At 55.9% G+C, this 16,782-nt stretch carries 15 protein-coding genes; 8 read left to right on the forward strand and 7 right to left on the reverse strand.

From position 1 onward, the window contains the following. Nucleotides 1–44 precede the first annotated feature (44 nt). Entirely contained in the window at nucleotides 45–506 is a 462-nt protein-coding gene (locus tag IF199_RS12110) for a hypothetical protein (RefSeq protein WP_141401794.1), read from the forward strand. Between the two features lie 108 nt (nucleotides 507–614). Here the strand turns inward: IF199_RS12110 and IF199_RS12115 are convergent, their stop codons facing one another. Beyond that, nucleotides 615–944, reverse strand: a complete 330-nt coding sequence (locus IF199_RS12115; RefSeq protein ID WP_096821754.1) for a DHCW motif cupin fold protein — start codon at nucleotides 942–944, stop codon at nucleotides 615–617. Between the two features lie 481 nt (nucleotides 945–1,425). On the opposite strand from IF199_RS12115, the gene IF199_RS12120 reads away from it, so the two are divergent. Both IF199_RS12120 and IF199_RS12125 read left to right on the forward strand, forming a co-directional pair. After that, entirely contained in the window at nucleotides 1,426–2,598 is a 1,173-nt protein-coding gene (locus IF199_RS12120; RefSeq protein WP_192560516.1) for a hypothetical protein, read from the forward strand. Next, complete coding sequence (locus tag IF199_RS12125) at nucleotides 2,599–3,507, forward strand: hypothetical protein (protein ID WP_192560517.1); 909 nt, start codon at nucleotides 2,599–2,601, stop codon at nucleotides 3,505–3,507. 397 nt (nucleotides 3,508–3,904) lie between these two features. Here the strand turns inward: IF199_RS12125 and IF199_RS12130 are convergent, their stop codons facing one another. Next, on the reverse strand, nucleotides 3,905–4,981 hold the full coding sequence (locus IF199_RS12130; protein ID WP_192560518.1) for a hypothetical protein: 1,077 nt from the start codon (nucleotides 4,979–4,981) through the stop codon (nucleotides 3,905–3,907). Nucleotides 4,982–5,759: 778 nt separating this feature from the next. On the opposite strand from IF199_RS12130, the gene IF199_RS12135 reads away from it, so the two are divergent. Both IF199_RS12135 and IF199_RS12140 read left to right on the forward strand, forming a co-directional pair. Then, nucleotides 5,760–6,122 (forward strand): DUF6124 family protein, encoded by a 363-nt coding sequence (locus IF199_RS12135; protein ID WP_192560519.1) that lies wholly within the window; start codon nucleotides 5,760–5,762, stop codon nucleotides 6,120–6,122. Between the two features lie 231 nt (nucleotides 6,123–6,353). Then, nucleotides 6,354–6,689, forward strand: a complete 336-nt coding sequence (locus tag IF199_RS12140; protein WP_244142460.1) for a hypothetical protein — start codon at nucleotides 6,354–6,356, stop codon at nucleotides 6,687–6,689. 80 nt (nucleotides 6,690–6,769) lie between these two features. Here the strand turns inward: IF199_RS12140 and IF199_RS12145 are convergent, their stop codons facing one another. Beyond that, nucleotides 6,770–7,750, reverse strand: coding sequence for a GlxA family transcriptional regulator (locus tag IF199_RS12145; protein WP_192560939.1), 981 nt, complete (start codon nucleotides 7,748–7,750; stop codon nucleotides 6,770–6,772). Between the two features lie 106 nt (nucleotides 7,751–7,856). Here IF199_RS12145 and IF199_RS12150 point away from each other — a divergent pair, with 106 nt between their 5' ends. Then, nucleotides 7,857–8,651: an SDR family NAD(P)-dependent oxidoreductase gene (locus IF199_RS12150; protein WP_192560521.1), complete on the forward strand. Its 795-nt coding sequence runs from the start codon at nucleotides 7,857–7,859 to the stop codon at nucleotides 8,649–8,651. 129 nt (nucleotides 8,652–8,780) lie between these two features. Here IF199_RS12150 and IF199_RS12155 read toward each other — a convergent pair whose 3' ends face one another. The 4 genes from IF199_RS12155 to IF199_RS12170 all read right to left on the reverse strand — a co-directional run bounded on the left by IF199_RS12155 (nucleotide 8,781) and on the right by IF199_RS12170 (nucleotide 14,016). Then, nucleotides 8,781–9,893, reverse strand: coding sequence for an alkene reductase (locus IF199_RS12155; RefSeq protein ID WP_192560522.1), 1,113 nt, complete (start codon nucleotides 9,891–9,893; stop codon nucleotides 8,781–8,783). Nucleotides 9,894–10,046: 153 nt separating this feature from the next. Further along, nucleotides 10,047–12,284, reverse strand: coding sequence for a xanthine dehydrogenase family protein molybdopterin-binding subunit (locus IF199_RS12160; protein WP_192560523.1), 2,238 nt, complete (start codon nucleotides 12,282–12,284; stop codon nucleotides 10,047–10,049). Beyond that, nucleotides 12,281–12,754 carry a (2Fe-2S)-binding protein gene (locus IF199_RS12165; RefSeq protein ID WP_102622141.1) on the reverse strand — a complete coding sequence of 158 codons (474 nt, stop codon included), beginning with the start codon at nucleotides 12,752–12,754 and terminating at the stop codon, nucleotides 12,281–12,283. The genes IF199_RS12160 and IF199_RS12165 overlap by 4 nt, the downstream gene beginning before the upstream one ends. After that, nucleotides 12,751–14,016 (reverse strand): cytochrome c, encoded by a 1,266-nt coding sequence (locus IF199_RS12170; RefSeq protein ID WP_244142461.1) that lies wholly within the window; start codon nucleotides 14,014–14,016, stop codon nucleotides 12,751–12,753. The genes IF199_RS12165 and IF199_RS12170 overlap by 4 nt, the downstream gene beginning before the upstream one ends. A gap of 312 nt (nucleotides 14,017–14,328) precedes the next feature. On the opposite strand from IF199_RS12170, the gene IF199_RS12175 reads away from it, so the two are divergent. Both IF199_RS12175 and IF199_RS12180 read left to right on the forward strand, forming a co-directional pair. Further along, the gene (locus IF199_RS12175) at nucleotides 14,329–15,528 is read left to right on the forward strand and encodes an MFS transporter (protein ID WP_192560525.1); all 1,200 of its coding nucleotides are present in this window, start codon (nucleotides 14,329–14,331) and stop codon (nucleotides 15,526–15,528) included. A gap of 100 nt (nucleotides 15,529–15,628) precedes the next feature. After that, nucleotides 15,629–16,534, forward strand: a complete 906-nt coding sequence (locus IF199_RS12180) for a LysR family transcriptional regulator (RefSeq protein WP_192560526.1) — start codon at nucleotides 15,629–15,631, stop codon at nucleotides 16,532–16,534. Nucleotides 16,535–16,782 lie beyond the last annotated feature (248 nt).

Genomic DNA, 16,782 nt, shown 5'->3' on the forward strand with positions numbered 1-16,782 from the left:
ACACAGTGTAAAAAAGCGGGTAATCAATTATTTGGCGCAAAAAAATGACAGGTGGCGATGTCTTGCGAATACAGCGTCCCGAAGGTGAATTGCTGAATGTCCTCGAGGATCTGGGCGCTCTGGCATGGAGGCGATACGGTTCGCGGATAGCCCAGACCTGGAATGGTCGCGAATTTGTAGATGTTCCTGGCGGTCTACCTTGGGTGGCCTTTCGTTTCGCACAGGAAGACGATGCCACGATGAAACGCCTGGACGCGGCTGTTTCAAGTTATGAAGGCCATGAGCGTTGGCTGCTGATTGCCCATATCAGAGACTCCCTGCCAGGCACCAACTGGGAAATTTGCCTCGAACGCACCGGCCTGCTCAAGCGTCAGGCCGCGAATGTGAACCTTCCCGTCTGGCAGTACCTCGAACGAGTCGATCCTGGCTATTTAGATTTGGCATATGAAGATTTCAATGGACTGACAGCACACGTAAAGGCGTGCCTGGATCTCCATAAAACCTGATGGGTTTGACACGTGTCTAAGTAGTGACGCCGTGGATCCGCTTCTGGCCGACTCGCGCCCATCGTAACTGGAAGTGGTCGGCCAGAAGCCGTCCTCCCTGTTCAAGCCTCAATCCACGATGAACAATCTAGCACCAATGGCGGTCGACGACCGGTGAGCCTCTGCGTTGTCGGCCACCTGATAGCTCATTCCTGCAGTCAAAGTGAACGTGCGACCATCATCGAGTTCGGTCTCCAATCGCCCGTCGAGGCAGAGCAGAATATGCCCTTTGTAGCACCAATGATCGGCAAGATAGCCAGGGCTGTATTCAACCATTCGGACTCTTGCAGTGCCGAATTGACAGGTGCGCCAGAGCGCCGTACCAGTTTCGCCGGGATGAAAGGTGGGTTCTATTTTCGACCAATCGGTGGTGCCAAATGGAATGTCGGTGAGTTGCATGGTTGTCTCGGTCCAGGGAGGAGAATGAATCGTAGCGAGGTGGCAAAAACGCGAATAGATACAGATCGGGTTTAATTCTTTAATACTCGCAGAAATGGGGGCGCGCGCTCCTATGATTGCCGTCCGTGCACGCAACTCTGGCTGACCGCTTTTGGCCGGATACGGCCACATTGCTACTGTCCGTTTATGGCCATCAGCAGTCGTGTAACGATGTCCGCTACCGGCCAAAAGCAGACTGTTACGCAGGGTGCCCTAGCAGGCCTCTGTTGAGGCTTAGTAGTATCTACGAAACCCGGGACGATTCAGTCTGCTAGTTTTGATTAGTTGTTTTTCTGAGGTTTTGAATCTAGTTCGAAATGAACACTTTACCCGATAATTGAAGGCGCCAGTGACCATTAAAAACTAAAACCGATCTAAGACATTAATCGCTGGTCGCCGGTATAAAACGTGATTAATGTCCTTGGGGGCGCTAGGGTCTCGCATGATAGCGAAAGGTGGGGTAGTTCAATCGTCAGACATCTCACGTTTTGCTGCTTGGCGACACCGCCAGCGTGTTTCCATAAAAGTCATCTTTACCCATGGCGTACTAGAGTCTATGATTGCCCATTTGGGGGAAGGGATTTCGATGAGCATTCAGATTTTTACACAAGAATATGACGCAGTAATTAAAAGCGTCGTACTGACTGGGCAAACCACTTACGGGTATGCCATTGATCATATTTTTCCTTTGATCAATCGTTTTGCTGCGCAGCGCAAAATTCAGAATCCAGCTTTCTATGATCGGTTGCGTAATGACTTGCTTAAAGGCTGTTTAATGCCTGCTATTACTCTCGCATTGGTGGATCCAGACACTTCTGCATTTGATTCAGTGCAGAATTCAGAAACCTACGCGAATGAGAATATCGACAAAGGATATGTCCTGGATGGTATGCAGCGGTTGAATACGCTTAATAGCATTAAGGATGACGAAGATTTTCCGGCCGATAAAGCGCTTTACCTAAGTGTTGTCATTTCCGGCAATAAAGATATGCTCTTGTATCGGATGATTACGTTAAATAACGGGCAGCGCCCGATGACTCCTCGACATCAGATTGAAGTGCTCACTGAAGAGTTGTTTGATTTCGAAGCTTTGGATATCGAAGTCCAGTCGGAAAAAGATAGGGGCGAAAAAATCAAGCGGGGCGCCTTCAATCTTGCGGATATTTCCAAAGGTTATTTGGCGTTCTTTACAAATAGCGTTCACAATGAAAACAATAAAATCATCAGCGAAAAAATGGATGAGATTATAGTTGGTAATATCATGGCTACTGCGGTTGTTGAGAACGGGCTTGAGTTTCAGCAGGTGCTTGAGTTAGTGGACAAATTTTCGGTGAACGAAAGTGGGAAGAGCTGGCTAAAAACTCAGAATAACTTCATTGGGTTTTGTGTAGGGGTGAAGTCGTCATATGACGCGCTTACGGGAATTAGCGCTGATGAGTTTGGTGAAGCTGTCGAAAAATTTGATGCTGCGTTTAAGTCGATTGATGCGGCAAAAGTAAACCTTGGCAAGTATCGTCGTGAGCTGAGTAAGAAGTACATTGAGAAGATCAGTGAGCTCAAGGATTCGAGTGATATTGAGCTTCTTTCGTATTTTTCGGATGAGACAACGGCATAGATGAAGACTATTAGCTACGAGTTTTCTGAGTGCGCTGGCTCTCCACTTACGGCTGAATCTCCATTTTTTATTCATCCAGGTGTTGCTGAGTTCCCTGTGATATTTCGTGTTTTGTCGGGAAGTTGTCAAGTCACAAACTTGAACACCGATGAAAGTATGGTTATTTCAAAGAACTACTTCTACAGTGATGCGCGGCAGAATGATACCTATGATTTGTCCTTTCTAAATGAGTTCGATGAAGGTCTGAGCCTAACTGATTATGAGCGTCTAATAAAAAAGACGGCCTGGACTAATCGCAAGTTCTATAAGCCTTTCTTAAATGAGTTGGCTAGTTGTATTTATCATGAACAAAACGAACGCCATACAGCTTCTTTCGTGCATTTGTATCGGGCCTACGAGCATCTTTCATATGCTTTTCCGATGATCTATGCGTCGCGGACTAAGGATTACGTTGGTACGTTTGAAAATCTCAGAAAATGGATGAGTCATGATTCAGACGGAAATGTTGGTGAGCTAAAATTCCATAAGAATTTTATCGTGAGCCTTTTTAAGGATCTTCCTGAACTATCGCGAACCATCGATGTGGAAATTACCACAAGGCAGGAATATAGGGAGCCAATTTTTACGGCTCTAGCGGTGAAAGTTGCCGGTTGGAATGCACCAGATAAATACACGGCCACAACAATTCGGCCTGACAGATTGGCTATTCCATTCCTTGAGTATCATAGTTTTTTTGTGACACTTAGAAATAGGTTTTTCCATTACTCAAACTCTCGCTCCGATAATATTGGGCTAGAGGATATTGTGGATTCTGATTTGTTGTTCTCCTTTGTAAATAAGGTGACGTTAAATTATATTTCTACAATATTCCATGGTGTAATGAAACACCAGATTGCTTCGCTTGACTGACAATTTTTTTCCGGTTTTTTAGAGTTTGAAGTCGGAAAATTTAACTATGTATTGATGGTGCTACTAATTGTTGTTCTTGGTTTTCGTTGGCCAGATTGACGAGCCTGCCCCATAGTTGTGAGACTGCGCCTCTATGGTTTTTTAGTCGAGCATTTCTTTCGATGGGAAAATAGCCGGTAGGTGTCGGTCCTGGCTCTAGGCTAGAGGGGCGGCAGTCATGTGGTGTGTCTTTTATCGGATGCCCACGCCTTGGAAAATTCTACCTTGAACAACAAGTGGAGAAGCAGGTTCAAGCGGCAGTTGGTCGCGTTCTTACTAGTGATAGTCGTATTGTCACGGCGATGGTTGCCGATATTTTAAAGATCGAGATTCGGCCATATTAAACACTCAATAGAGTTTAGATGACGATAATGGAACTTGACTGAGGAGACGCAGCCTCTTCATCAATGGAGTAAAGTGGAAACTGATCGGGCATCACAAGAGGCGACGGTCTATACAGAATTTTTTCGCCTACAACTTCTTGGTAGTAGTAATTGTTCGCTGGAGATATATAGTCCACAAATAATTCGAGAGTCGAAATTAATTCAAGTATATCCTTGTTCCACCCCGACTTGATCATGTCGAGTATTTTTTGGTGACCAGAATCCTCGATATCCTCAAGGTGACTGAAATGTCCATCGACTAAACCCTTGAGACTCCGAACTGCGCGCCGATAATCTTTCGCAAAGCAATTAGATTTTGAAAAATGCAGGATCCAACGCTCTACAGCCTCGCTTCGATTTAGACTTATTTCACCTTTGATCGAATCATCTCCATGCTTGTTCTTATCAGATACACCAATGCCAAAGGTGCAATGCTTGTCTTTCATTGGTTTATCTTTGTAGTACGAGGGCAGGAATAAGGATTCGCCGTGATTCCCTTCAACTTCTCCAACAAATCCGATCGTCTCTTCATCGTTTGAAATCAATATAAACAAATCAGAATTCTTTAAGGTTTCATCCAGACTCAATCCGGGGGTTATAGTTGTTGGATAAGCCTTCACCCCCCGAGGTAGAAGCATCAAAACTCTTGTTTTGTTATAGTTTCTTTGGGCAAAATGAAATTCAGAATCATTGCCCACCTTAAATATGTTCATTTTGGTTATGTTAAAGTCTTTAATTTCATACTCGCTCAATACGCTCGCACATAACTCTTTGAAGTATGAGATTCCAGTTTTTGTTTTAAGGAAGTCAACCATGACATATTCGAATGCATGGTTTAAGACTGTATTTTCCATTTTTCCGAAGAAGCCACTTTCTCTAAGTGCGCCCTTATAGTCTTGTAAGCTTGAACTATAACCCCAATTAAAAGTAAGGTTTTTCTGATAGCGCACAGTTTTCAATATCGCGCAGTAAAAAGATGCCCAGTAAGAGGCGGTATCCCCAATGATGCCTCTCGCAGCTTGAGGTAATAGTACGGTAGTGTCAGTATTCAATTTCCACCTCGAAATCATTGAATTTAGTTATTGGTATACCTATAGGTTCTATTTCGCTATGCGCCCCAACCTTCGTACATTTAGCTTATAGTTTCTTTTGAAAAAACGGTTTACTGACTAACTCTAGGCCCGACGCCAGCTATTCGTACTTCACTTATACGTTTAGCAAAGTTTCGTAAAAGCCGTGATGTCTACCGATGAATTCGGCAGCAGCCTAGGACACGCTACTGATTTGCCATCACGCTGTCCACCGCTACTAGTAACCTGTAGCCGCCTGGGCTGACCATCACCTCCTGGCCGATAGTGATCGCTTGCCAACGTCCACTTATGGCCGGGAGGTGCAGCTCTCAAACGTCCGCTATTGGCCGAAAGCAGCCGGTCAAAAAACAAAGGATGAAGACCGACTTGATCCACCCGTTTAACCATCCCCCCAATCCCCGTTTAAAAGACACCATCCGTTACGCCCTCAAGGCTACACAACCTTGCGTCATTGCCTACGACTACGCCAGAATCCGCCGGCTTGTGCGTCTGGGGCGCGGGTTTTATCGTTTCCGGGTCACTGAAAAACAGTGATCGGGTTTGGTAGCCCGGTTTACCTGTCGCATCGCAACACCAGTTTGCAGGGACTCTTTCGTCCTCTGTTTTATGGTGGCCATGCGTAGGGCGTCTTCGGACGCGCCGGGTATCCAGGTGACCGGTCTACCAACCTCCGTATGGCCACCACCCTCGTTTGGTAGCGAGGTTGATGGCTCCACTTTCTCACCCTGGAGTTACATCTATGATCAAACCAACACCCAACCCACCCGAAACCGACCCGGTTTCCCCCTACCAATTCCCCGACTCCCGAACCCTCAACGAAGCCGCCGAACGCGCCCTCGATCACTACCTCACCCCGCAACAACGCATCATGGGCAGCCACCACAAACACGACCCGATGTTCCTGGCCAACCCCGCCTACAACAGCGAATCCCTCCTGGCCAACGCCAGCGAATCCCTAGGCTCAGTCACCGAAATGCTCAACAACTTCGCCGCCATCCTGGAACCCGCCCATCGCAAAACCGCACTGGGAATCGCGCAGGTGGTCATGGTTGCGGGGCTGGCGGTGAATCAGGCGCTGGATCATGTCGAGGTGAAGTCGTGATCGGCTGATTGCTGTCGCTCAATAACCAGAAAGAAAATGGCCGAGGTTGTCAGGCATAACTGACGACCTCGGCCATATCTCTATTTTTCCGGCACATCTCAAAACAAAGGCAACAAAACAAAGATGCCTCTCTGACCGCTCCCGGCCCGATGATAGAATCCGGTTTTTGAAAAGGGAGTTTCATCTGTGGTGGCTGGAAAAAAGAATTGTCCCTATTGCGCAGAAGTCATCATGGCTGACGCCATTTTATGCAAGCACTGCCAATCCAACCTTGGGCAGAAAGTACGGATTGCGCCGGAAGCGGCACCACGGTCAGAAGGAAAAGTGCGCCTCCCCAGCAAACTTCTCGTTGGAATCATGACTGCCGTCGCCTTGTACTGGGCTTTTGGTGTTTATCTGAGAGACAAGCCGCAAAACAACGAAGAAGCCCAAGTCCAGGATGCCATCGACAGATGCCGCCAGGAGGTAGAGAGCTACTCTGGCCCGGCACTCGGAAAAAGCGTAATCGCAGATGCCTGTCAGAAGCTGGAACACGAACTGCGCAAGAGTTTTAGCCACGCACCCTAGAACAAACCGATTACAAAGCCCGCCGTTGAGCGGGCTTTTTTGTTCTTGGGATCAGACCGGCATCCAGTTCGACAGCCTTGTCAGTCAGCGAGCTCTGAACTTTCCGCCCGCTTGACCACCACTTGGCGAGCATCCCGCCGCACCGCCTGCGGAGGCACGCCAAACCCCCGAATGAACGCTTCACGCATGTGGCGCCGATCGCGAAAACCGGATTCGCTGGCCACCACATCGAGGGAGTGTCGGCTCTGTTCGATCATCAATCGAGCGGCCTCCAGGCGCAGGCCTTCGATGGCTTTGGCGGGGGATTGGCCGGTTTCTGCGCTGAATATGCGGGTGAATTGGCGAGGGCTCAGGTGCGCCACGTCGGCCAGTTCTTCGACACTGAGCGGTCGGTTCAAATGCTGTCGTGCATAGTTCAGCGCGCTTTGGATGCGGTCGGACTTGGGGGCGAGGTCGAGCATTTCCGAATGCTGCGACTGGCCGCCGGAGCGGTGCTGGTGCATCACCAGTTTGTGCGCCACCGAGCGGGCGACGTCGGCGCCCAGATCCTTTTCCACCATGCCGACGGCGAGGTCGAGGCCGGCGGTCATGCCCGCCGAGGTCCAGAAGGGGCCGTCGACGATATAGATGCGGTCAACGTCGACGCTGATTTCGGGATGACGCTTCTGCAAGGCCTGCGCGTAGGCCCAGTGGGTCGTGGCGCGGCGTCCGGTCAGCAGGCCTGCTTCGGCGAGGATGAAGCCGCCGGTGCAGATGCCGACGGTGCGCCGCGCCTGATTGCCGGCCTGACGCACGAAATCGAGCACCGCAGAGGCCGTATCGGTTTTTACCGGATCGTTGACCCCGACAACGATCCAGGTATCGGCCAGTCCGGGCGCCTCAAGCGGGCGGGTTTCCATGGCCAGCCCCAGCGAGGAGCGCACCATGCCGCCGTCCGGTGAGAAATTCTCGACGCTGTAGAAGGGCTCTTCGGTGATCTGATTGGCGAACTCGAAAACGGCTTGAGTCGCCAGGGAGAGCACCTGGAAACCGTCGGTGAGCAAGTAGCCGATGCGATGCATGGTGTTTTCTCGGTTGTCCTGAATCACTACCATATACGTCATTTGAGATATGGCCAAGCCGTCGCATTCTGTTCTCCAGTACTTCCCACAACCCTGGAGACTCGACATGACTCAATCCCGCCTCGGTACCGCCCTGATCACCGGTGCTTCGTCCGGCATCGGTGCCATTTACGCTGAACGCCTGGCCCGTCGTGGCCATGACCTGATTCTGGTCGCGCGAAATCGCGACCGCCTGAATGTTTTGGCTGAGCGCCTGAGTGAAGAAACCGGCCGTCAGGTTGAAGTTCTGGCTGCCGATCTTTCCGACAGGACCGATCTGGCACGGGTCGAAGATCGTCTCAAAACGGACGCCAACATTTCTCTGCTGGTGAACAATGCCGGGGTTGGCGCGACTCATCCCTTGCTGGACTCGGACGTCGACAAACTCGAAGACTTGCTCACGCTCAACGTGAACGTGCTGATGCGACTGACTTACGCGGCGGTCCCGGGATTCGTTGCCCGTGGCGGCGGCACGCTGATCAACATCGCCTCGATCGTAGCCATCGCCCCGGAGGTGTTGAACGGTGTTTACGGCGGCTCCAAGGCTTTCGTCCTGGCGTTCAGCCAATCCTTGCGTCATGAATTGGCGGACAAGCATGTCCGGGTCCAGGTGGTGCTGCCTGGCGCGACGGCTACCGAATTCTGGAGCGTGGCCGGCACACCGCTGGAGCACCTGCCGGAAGCGATTGTGATGCGGGCGGACGACATGGTGGACGCTTCGCTGTCCGGCCTCGACCAAGGCGAGTTCGTCACCATCCCGGCACTTCCCGAGATCGCCGATTGGAATGCCTACGAGGCGGCGCGCCAGAAGCTGATGCCTGATCTGTCGCGCAGTGAGCCGGCTGCACGCTATCGCAACTGATGCTCAAGGCTGTGCAAAAAAGGGGACGGATTTATTTTCTGAAAATAAATCCGTCCCCTTTTCTCGTTGGCGCGACTCTCCTGTCAGCCAGACAGGGGGCCCAATGGGCACACAGGTTGGTATGGAAAATCAGGAGTGAACCGGGTAATCCACGTAGCCACGCTGGTCGCCACCGAAGAAGGTGCTCGGGTCTGGGGTATTGAGCGACAACCCGTCGCGAATTCGCCTTGGCAGATCGGGGTTGGCCAGAAACGGTCTGCCGAACGCGATGATGTCCGCGCGGCCATCAATCAGGGCCTGTTCCGCCGTCTCGGGGTCGTAGCCTCCGGCGATCATCAGCACGCCATCCCAGGCCGCACGCAACTGACTGATGATGGCATCCCAACGCGGATCGTAGTTTTCATCCTTGACGGTGCCTACGACGGCGGGCTCGACCAGATGCAGGTAGGCCAGTTTCCAGCGATTCAACGAACGCACGATATAGCCGAACGTTGCTTCAGGCGTCTCATCGCCCATGCCCATGAAGCGTCCCATCGGCGTCAGACGAACGCTCACGCGCTCTTCACCGACTTCGTCGACCACGGCGGCGACCACTTCCAGCAACAGGCGTGCACGATTTTCCAGGTTGCCACCGTACGAATCTTCACGCTGGTTACTGTTGCTGTTGATGAATTGATCGAGCAGATAACCATTGCCCGCGTGAATTTCCACGCCATCCATCCCGGCGTTCAGCGCATTGCGCGCGGCCCGGCGGTAGTCGCTGATGATCTCGGCAATTTCCGACGTCTGCAGTGCGCGCGGTACCGGCACATCTCCCCAGATACCGTTGCCATCCGCGTCGACGATGAAGGTCTTGCCCGGTACGGGCAATGCGCTCGGGGCCACCGGCAATGCGTTGTTCGGTTGAAAGCTGGGGTGCGATACGCGACCCACATGCCAAAGCTGCATGAAGATCAACCCGCCGGCCTCGTGTATCTGGCTGCTGACTTCGCGCCACGCTTGCACCTGTTCATCGCTGTAGATTCCAGGCGTCCAGGCATAACCCTGGCCCTGGCGGGAAATCTGCGTTGCTTCGGTGATGATCAACGCGGCACTCGCGCGTTGGCGGTAGTACTCGGCGTTCATGGCCGTCGGAATGTCGCCGGGTTGTCCGGCGCGCGAGCGGGTCAACGGCGCCATCGCCACCCGATGGGGGAGTGTGTAGGGGCCCAGGGCGATAGGGCGGAACAGGTGCTGCGTCATGAGTGTTCTCCAGTCTTTGAAAAGCGTCGGCAGAGGGTGTCGGACGTTGGGTTGGGTCTGGCACCGGATGGCCTTACGTTAAGCGGCTGCGCAGCGCTTGATAATCCATGCGTGTCGCTACGCTGCATTGCGTGAAGTGCAACGCTGCGACGTTCAGGACGGTTGATCCGAGCGGGTCAGAGGAAGGTTCAACCAGCGCCGGCCGGTGGCGTTCGCCACGGCATTGCCGATGGCTGCCGCCATGGGGCCCTGGACGATTTCGGCAGCCCCCAGAAACGGTTGTCCCGGTTGGTCGAGCAGATGAACGTCGACCTTTTTCGGCACCTGTGGGAAGCGCAGGATCGGGTAGCCACTCCAGTCGTAGCTGCGTATGCCGCCGGCGTCGTAGGCGACTTTTTCATACAGCGTCCAACTGGTGGACTGGACAATTCCGCCTTCGACCTGGTTGCGCAGCCCATCGGGATTGACGATCTGTCCCACGTCCACTGCCGTGACGACATGATCGATCTGCACTTCGCCGGTCTGCGGATGCACCCGAAGACGTACGGCGATGGCGCAATAGCCCATGATGTTTTTGTAGCGAGCGAATGCGAAGCCGAGGCCCGTGCCAGGCTCGCTGCTTTTTTGCGGCCAGTCGACGGCGTCGCGAACCTGCTCCACCACGGCCCGTGCCCGGGGATCCGTCAGGTGCGCAAGGCGCAAGGCAACCGGATCGACCCCGGCCCTGGCGGCGAGCTCGTCCAGGCACGCTTCAATCGCGAAGATGTTGATGTGTGCGCCCAGCGAGCGCATGGCCGAGGTGCGAAACGGCATCTCGGTGACGAAATTCATGTTGATGCGTTTGGAGGCCAGCGCGTACAGCGGCACTGCATTGCGATCGCCGTCGCCTTCAGGTTGTGCGATCGGCACCGAAGGCGCGGAGACGAAGGGTCGAGCCAGAAGTCGCGCAGGAAGCAATCGTCCGGCATTGACGATGCGTTCGTTGTGCGGTGTTGTCCACAGTTCATAATTCCAGTCCTGCATTCTTCCGTGTGCATCAAGGTTGGCTTGCACTTCGGTGACCATCGCTGAACTGTAAGGCTCCCAGAGGTTCTCCTGTTCGCGCATCCATTGCACTCGCACCGGCGTGCCCGGCAGGCGCATCGCAATCAACGCCGCGTCGGCCGCTGCATCGTCTGCGCCGTTGTGGCCGTAACAGCCGGAGCCTTCGGTATGGATACAGCGAACGCGCTCTGGCGGTAATCGCACCATTTCGGCGATCCCGGCACGCAGGGGATACACACCCTGGGTGTGGGTCCAGACGGTGAGGGTGCCGTCCTTGAACCAGGCCACGGCGCATGACGGGCCGATGGAGCCGTGCATCAGATACTGCTTGGTCACGCGTGCGCGATAGCTGTTGTCGGTCGTACCCCGCGGCGTGCCCTCCTGGCTGATGGGGTAGCGGCGTGAGGGGAGGCTCTCCAGCAACGCATGAATGTCCTGCGCTTCGGGTATCGCCTGCCCGCCAGTCCAGCGCGCCGATTCGTATCCGCTGCGCATGGCTTTGATTGCTTGCCACTCGTCACGTGCCACTACGGCCAGATAGTTGCCGTCGCGAATCACCTGCACCACACCGGACTGCGTTTTGATCGACTGCGCGTCGAAGGCTTCCAGCGTGCAGCCTGGCCGAGGCGGGCGAATGACCCGGGCGTGCAACATGCCCGGCAGCCGTATGTCCTGAACAAACGCGGCGCCGCCGCTGACTTTGGCCGGAATATCCAGCCGTTGCAGCGAATGGCCGATCACCTTGAATGACGTCGCGGACACGCTCGGCGATTCGGGCTTGGCGTAGAGGTGCAGATCGACGTTTCTGACGGCATCGGCGTAGGACATTCTTTGTCCGGTGGGGCCGTGAATGATGCCTTCCGAAGTCGTCAGTCGGGCAGGTGCCATCTCCCAGCTTCGCCCGGCCGACGCCAGCAGCAGCTCACGCACCTGTGCCGCCGCGTTGAACAGCGCGGTTCCGCTGTCGAAAATACTGTGGCTGCCGGCGGTATAGCCCTCGTTTGGCGTCAGTGCGGTGTCGGCGGTAAGCAGGTTGATCGTTGTCGGGGACACCTCCAGACGTTCAGCGGCAATTTGCACCAAGGCTGTTTTGACGCCGGTGCCCAGTTCAACCTTGCCGGTGTAGACGGTGATGCCTTCAGGGCCGACGCGGATCCAGGCATCAAGCCAGGGGTTGGTGCGCAGGCTGCCGGGAAGGTCAGGCGCCAGCACCACGGTGCCAAGCGTATCGACTTCGGTGTCCGCCCAGGCATGGCGCGTTGCGGGCACCAGGGTAAACGCTACCAGCAAGGCGCCTCCACGCAAGAACGCGCGGCGACTGTGATCGACCTCTTTGACCCCTGTCATGGTGCGCTCCCGTTTTGCCCGGCCACCAGGCTGATCGCTTCGATAATCCGCAAGTGAGTGCCGCAGCGACACAGGTTGCCTGCCATGTGCTCGCGAATGGTCTGTTCGTCCGGGTGTGGGTTGCTTTCCAGCAACGCCTGCGCGCGCATCAACATGCCGGCAATGCAGTAACCGCACTGGGCCGCCTGTTTGTCGATAAAGGCTTGCTGCAAAGGGCCGGGGTGTTCGACGGTGCCGAGGCTTTCGACCGTTCGGACTTTTTTGCCATCGAGGCCCGCGCAGGGTGTCAGGCAGGAAAAGACAGGCTTGTCATCGACGATGACGGTGCAAGCGCCGCATTGCCCCAGGCCGCAGCCGTACTTGGCGCCGTTCAACCCCAGATGATTGCGCAGTGCGTAGAGCAGCGGCATGTCAGGTTCCAGCTCCAGAGTCTGGACGGCGCCGTTGACGTTGAGCGTGAGTTGGGTCATTTCGTCTCCTGACGCAGTGCTTCGAGGGTGGCAGAAAGGTCGGTCCAGGGCTGGTCGGGTCTGGCTTGTCGACGCAGGTATGTCGCCAGGGCTGTGAGTTGATCGTTGTCGAGACTGGCGGCAAACGGCGGCATCACCGGCCCGGGCAAACCCGGTGTTGCCGGGACACCTTCGAGTACTGTTTTCAGGAAGTTGCGTGGGTGTAAGGCTTGCAGCGCTGAGGTGCGATCCAGCGACGGACGCCCGTCGATTTCGCGCATCGGTGCTGCGGAGGCATGGCAACCGGCGCAGGCGCTGGCGAACAGCAAGGCGCCCGTGGACGGATCTGAAGGGCCTGCATTTGTCGTTGCGACATGCGTTTCGGTGATCGTTTTTTTTGCCGGCAGGCTCAGCAGATATTCGGCAATCGCCTGTGCATCACCGACCGGCAAGCTGGCCAGACCGAGGCTGACCGGGCGCATCGGGCCGGCCGCCGTGCCGTGCCCGTCCACCACGTCTGCCCGCAGGTAGCTCACCAACTGATCGTTGCTCCACGCGTTTGCACGGTGAGCCATGCCGAGCAGCGACGGCGCTTCCCAGCCGTCAACGGCACCGCCCGACAGGCTTTCGCCGGACTTTTCGGCACCGATCAGGTTCAACGGAGAATGACAGCCTGCGCAATGGCCGGGCCCTTCGACGAGGTAACGCCCGCGATTCCAAGCATCAGACTGCTGCGCCATCGGCGTCAGTGGTTTCGCATGCAGGAACAGCAGTTTCCAGAACGACACCAGCGGGCGGATGTTCATCGGGAAATTCATGCGGTTTTCCCGGGCCGGCGAGTTCACGGCCGGGCCGCTCATCAAATAGGCATACGCATCGGCGATGTCGTCTGCGGTCATGCGCCGGTAGTGAACGTACGGAAAGGCCGGGTACAGGAAGTGGCCGTCGCGGGCGATTCCTTCACGCATCGCCCGTTCGAACGCCGGCAGCGACCATTGCCCGATGCCGGTCTGCGGATCGGGTGTGATGTTGGTGCTGTAAAGCGTGCCGAACGGCGTCACGAGGGGCAGTCCCCCCGCCAGGTATTGGCCGCCGGGACGTGTATGACACACCGCACAGTCACCGGCCTCGACCACTCGCGCACCGCGCTGCAGTTGCTCGGAACTGAATGTTCGCGAGCGTTCGACGGGCGCAATCGCCGGGTGCCACATCAGTACGACGGCCCCGATTGCACCGAGCGAGGCGAGGACTACTGCGCTGATCCATAGAGGCCTGGATCTCAAGAGCCTGCTTTTCATGAGGGGTTGACACACGAGAGACGCGCGGCGGGCATTGATGACGGATTCGGGATCATGAACAGCTCCTTGTGCGACCGGGGGAAGGGCGCCGATGGGGAGCCCTGCGCCAGGTGCCCAAGGGTAGAGAAGGCGCTGGTGTTCGAGTATTGCCGGGCCGCGCAATAGCGTATTGCGCCAACCGCAACGCTCTGGGTGTTGCGGATGGCGCATCACTCAATTGCCCGAAGGATGGATTCTCGGTGTCGACCGGAGCCCTTAGCCTTGCCATCACTTTTACGAATCAGATGAGGTGTCACCATGCTCACGGGTAACCCGGCTGCGGCGGCCAAGGCCGAACAATCCGCTTCACTCTCCGGCCTGATGGTCGCGTTCCTGGCGTTTTGCTGTGGCGCGGTCGTGGCCAACCTCTATTACGCTCAACCTATTGTCGAACTGATCGCGCCGCAGATCGGTCTGTCCAGCGCCAATGCCAGCCTGATCGTTTCACTCACTCAAATGGGTTATGCGTTGGGTCTGTTGTTGCTGGTGCCGCTGGCCGATCTCATGGAGAACCGACGTCTGGTGGTGGGGTTCACGCTGGCGGCGAGCGTGACCCTGATGTGTGCCGGCCTCACGCATTCGCCATCGATGTTCCTCGTTTTGTCGTTGCTGATCGGTCTTACCTCGGTGGCGGTGCAGATTCTGGTGCCACTGGCAGCGCATCTGGCGCCCGAAGCAACCCGTGGCCGCGTGGTGGGTAACATCATGAGCGGTCTGTTGCTGGGCATTCTGCTGTCGCGTCCGCTGTCGAGCCTGCTGGTGGAAGTGTTCGGTTGGCGCGGGGTGTTTTTCAGCGCGGCGGCACTGATGGCCTTCATCGCCCTGATCACCGCGATTGCGCTGCCGCGTCGTGTTCCGACACATCAGGCGACTTACGTGGCGTTGATCGGCTCGGTGTTTGCGCTGGTCCGTCGTCATCCGGTTCTGCGCCAGCGCTCCCTGTATCAGGGATTGTTGTTTGCCAGCTTCAGTCTGTTCTGGACCCTCGCGCCCATCGAGCTGATGCGTCACCACGGTTTCAGCCAGGTACAGGTTGCGATTTTTGCATTGGTCGGCGCCGTCGGTGCAGTCGCAGCGCCGATTGCCGGACGCCTGGCCGATGCCGGGCATGGCCGGCGCGGGACACTCGTTGCACTGCTGCTGGCACCGGTCTCATTGCTGATCGCCGCGTTGCCCGGCAGCAGTTACATCTGGCTGGTGGTCTGTGCGGTGCTGCTGGATTTCGCCGTGCAACTGAACATGGTGCTGGGCCAGCGTGAGGTTTACGCCATCGATCCGCATAGCCGTGCGCGCCTCAATGCCGTGTACATGACCAGCATTTTCGTGGGCGGGGCGTTGGGATCGCTGGTGGCGAGCCCCCTCTACGAGCATTTCGGCTGGCACCTGTCTGCCGTCACCGTGGCATTGCTGCCGGCACTGGCCCTGGCGATGTTCCTGGGGCGCAAGGCCAATGCCTGAGGAACTGGCATCGAAGAGTCCGAGGGGGCACGGTCATACAAGACGCCTGGCGTTCGGTGATGCACAATCATCGCCGTTCCTTTTTGACCGGGTTGCGCTTATGGACAAGTTACTGGCACTGAAGATGTTTGTTGAAACCGTGCGGTGCGGCGGATACTCCTCTGCGGCGCGCAAACTCGGTATTTCGACTTCATCGGTGACTCGCCAGGTCGCGGGGCTGGAACACGAACTGGGTGCCAGTCTCCTCAACCGCACGACTCGCAACACCAGTGTGACCGTCGCCGGGCAAAACTATTTCGAGAAGGCCGTGGCCATTCTCGATGCCATCGACGAGGCTGACGCGGTCGTCGCCGACCGTGGAAGCGAGGCGCAAGGGCGCTTGCGCATCAGCGTTCCGGTGGAGTTTGGTCGAAGGATCATCGCCCCCCATCTGGGCCGATTGCTCGAGCGACATCCGGGACTGGAATTGAGCATTTCGTTGAGCGATCAGGTCAGCGACCTGCTGAGCGAGCAGATCGATGTGTCGGTGCGTCTCGGGTCGACAGTGGTCAGTGAAGACATCGTCAGCAAGCGGGTCGGCGCGTTCGAACGCTGGGTGGTGGCCAGTCCGGATTACCTGAGCCGTCACCCGGTGCCGTGTCATCCCCGTGACTTGCTCGAGCACTCTTGCCTGCGCTTCGATTACGGTGGCCCGCACCAGAACTGGACGTTCCAGGGTGATGAGGAAACCCTCCAGTTGAATGTGCACGGCCGCCTGCAAAGCAACAATGCCGACATCCTGCGAGAAGCGGCAGTGGCGGGTGGCGGGGTGACATTGCTGGCCGATTGGCTGGTGCGCGACGATGTCGCTGCAGGCCGGCTGACGCGATTGCTGGCAGGTTATGAGATCAATCCCGGCAGTGCGAGCAGTTGCATCAATGTGCTGTATTTGCCCAATCACCGGGGTTCAAGCCGGATCAATGTGTTCATTGATTTTCTTGAAGAGCTTCTTGCGCCAGGTTCATAGACCTCACGTACGACATCCATGTCCCTTTGATGTCGTCACAGTGGCGTAGGAAGTCTCCGATACTTATTTCGCGGTTTCCTACATTTTGTTTGCCTCTCCAGCAAAAAACGTGGTTATTATCCGGCGGCGCTACGGGTCACAAACCCGGCGCCAGAAGATTGCCGTGCGTCTACAGACCCGGCAGTCGCAGCCGATCGGGACCACCCTGGCGCTGTCACCCACCGCGCAGGTTGTTCCTCGTCGTTGAC

The organism is Pseudomonas allokribbensis (assembly GCF_014863605.1).
Taxonomy (GTDB): domain Bacteria; phylum Pseudomonadota; class Gammaproteobacteria; order Pseudomonadales; family Pseudomonadaceae; genus Aquipseudomonas; species Aquipseudomonas allokribbensis.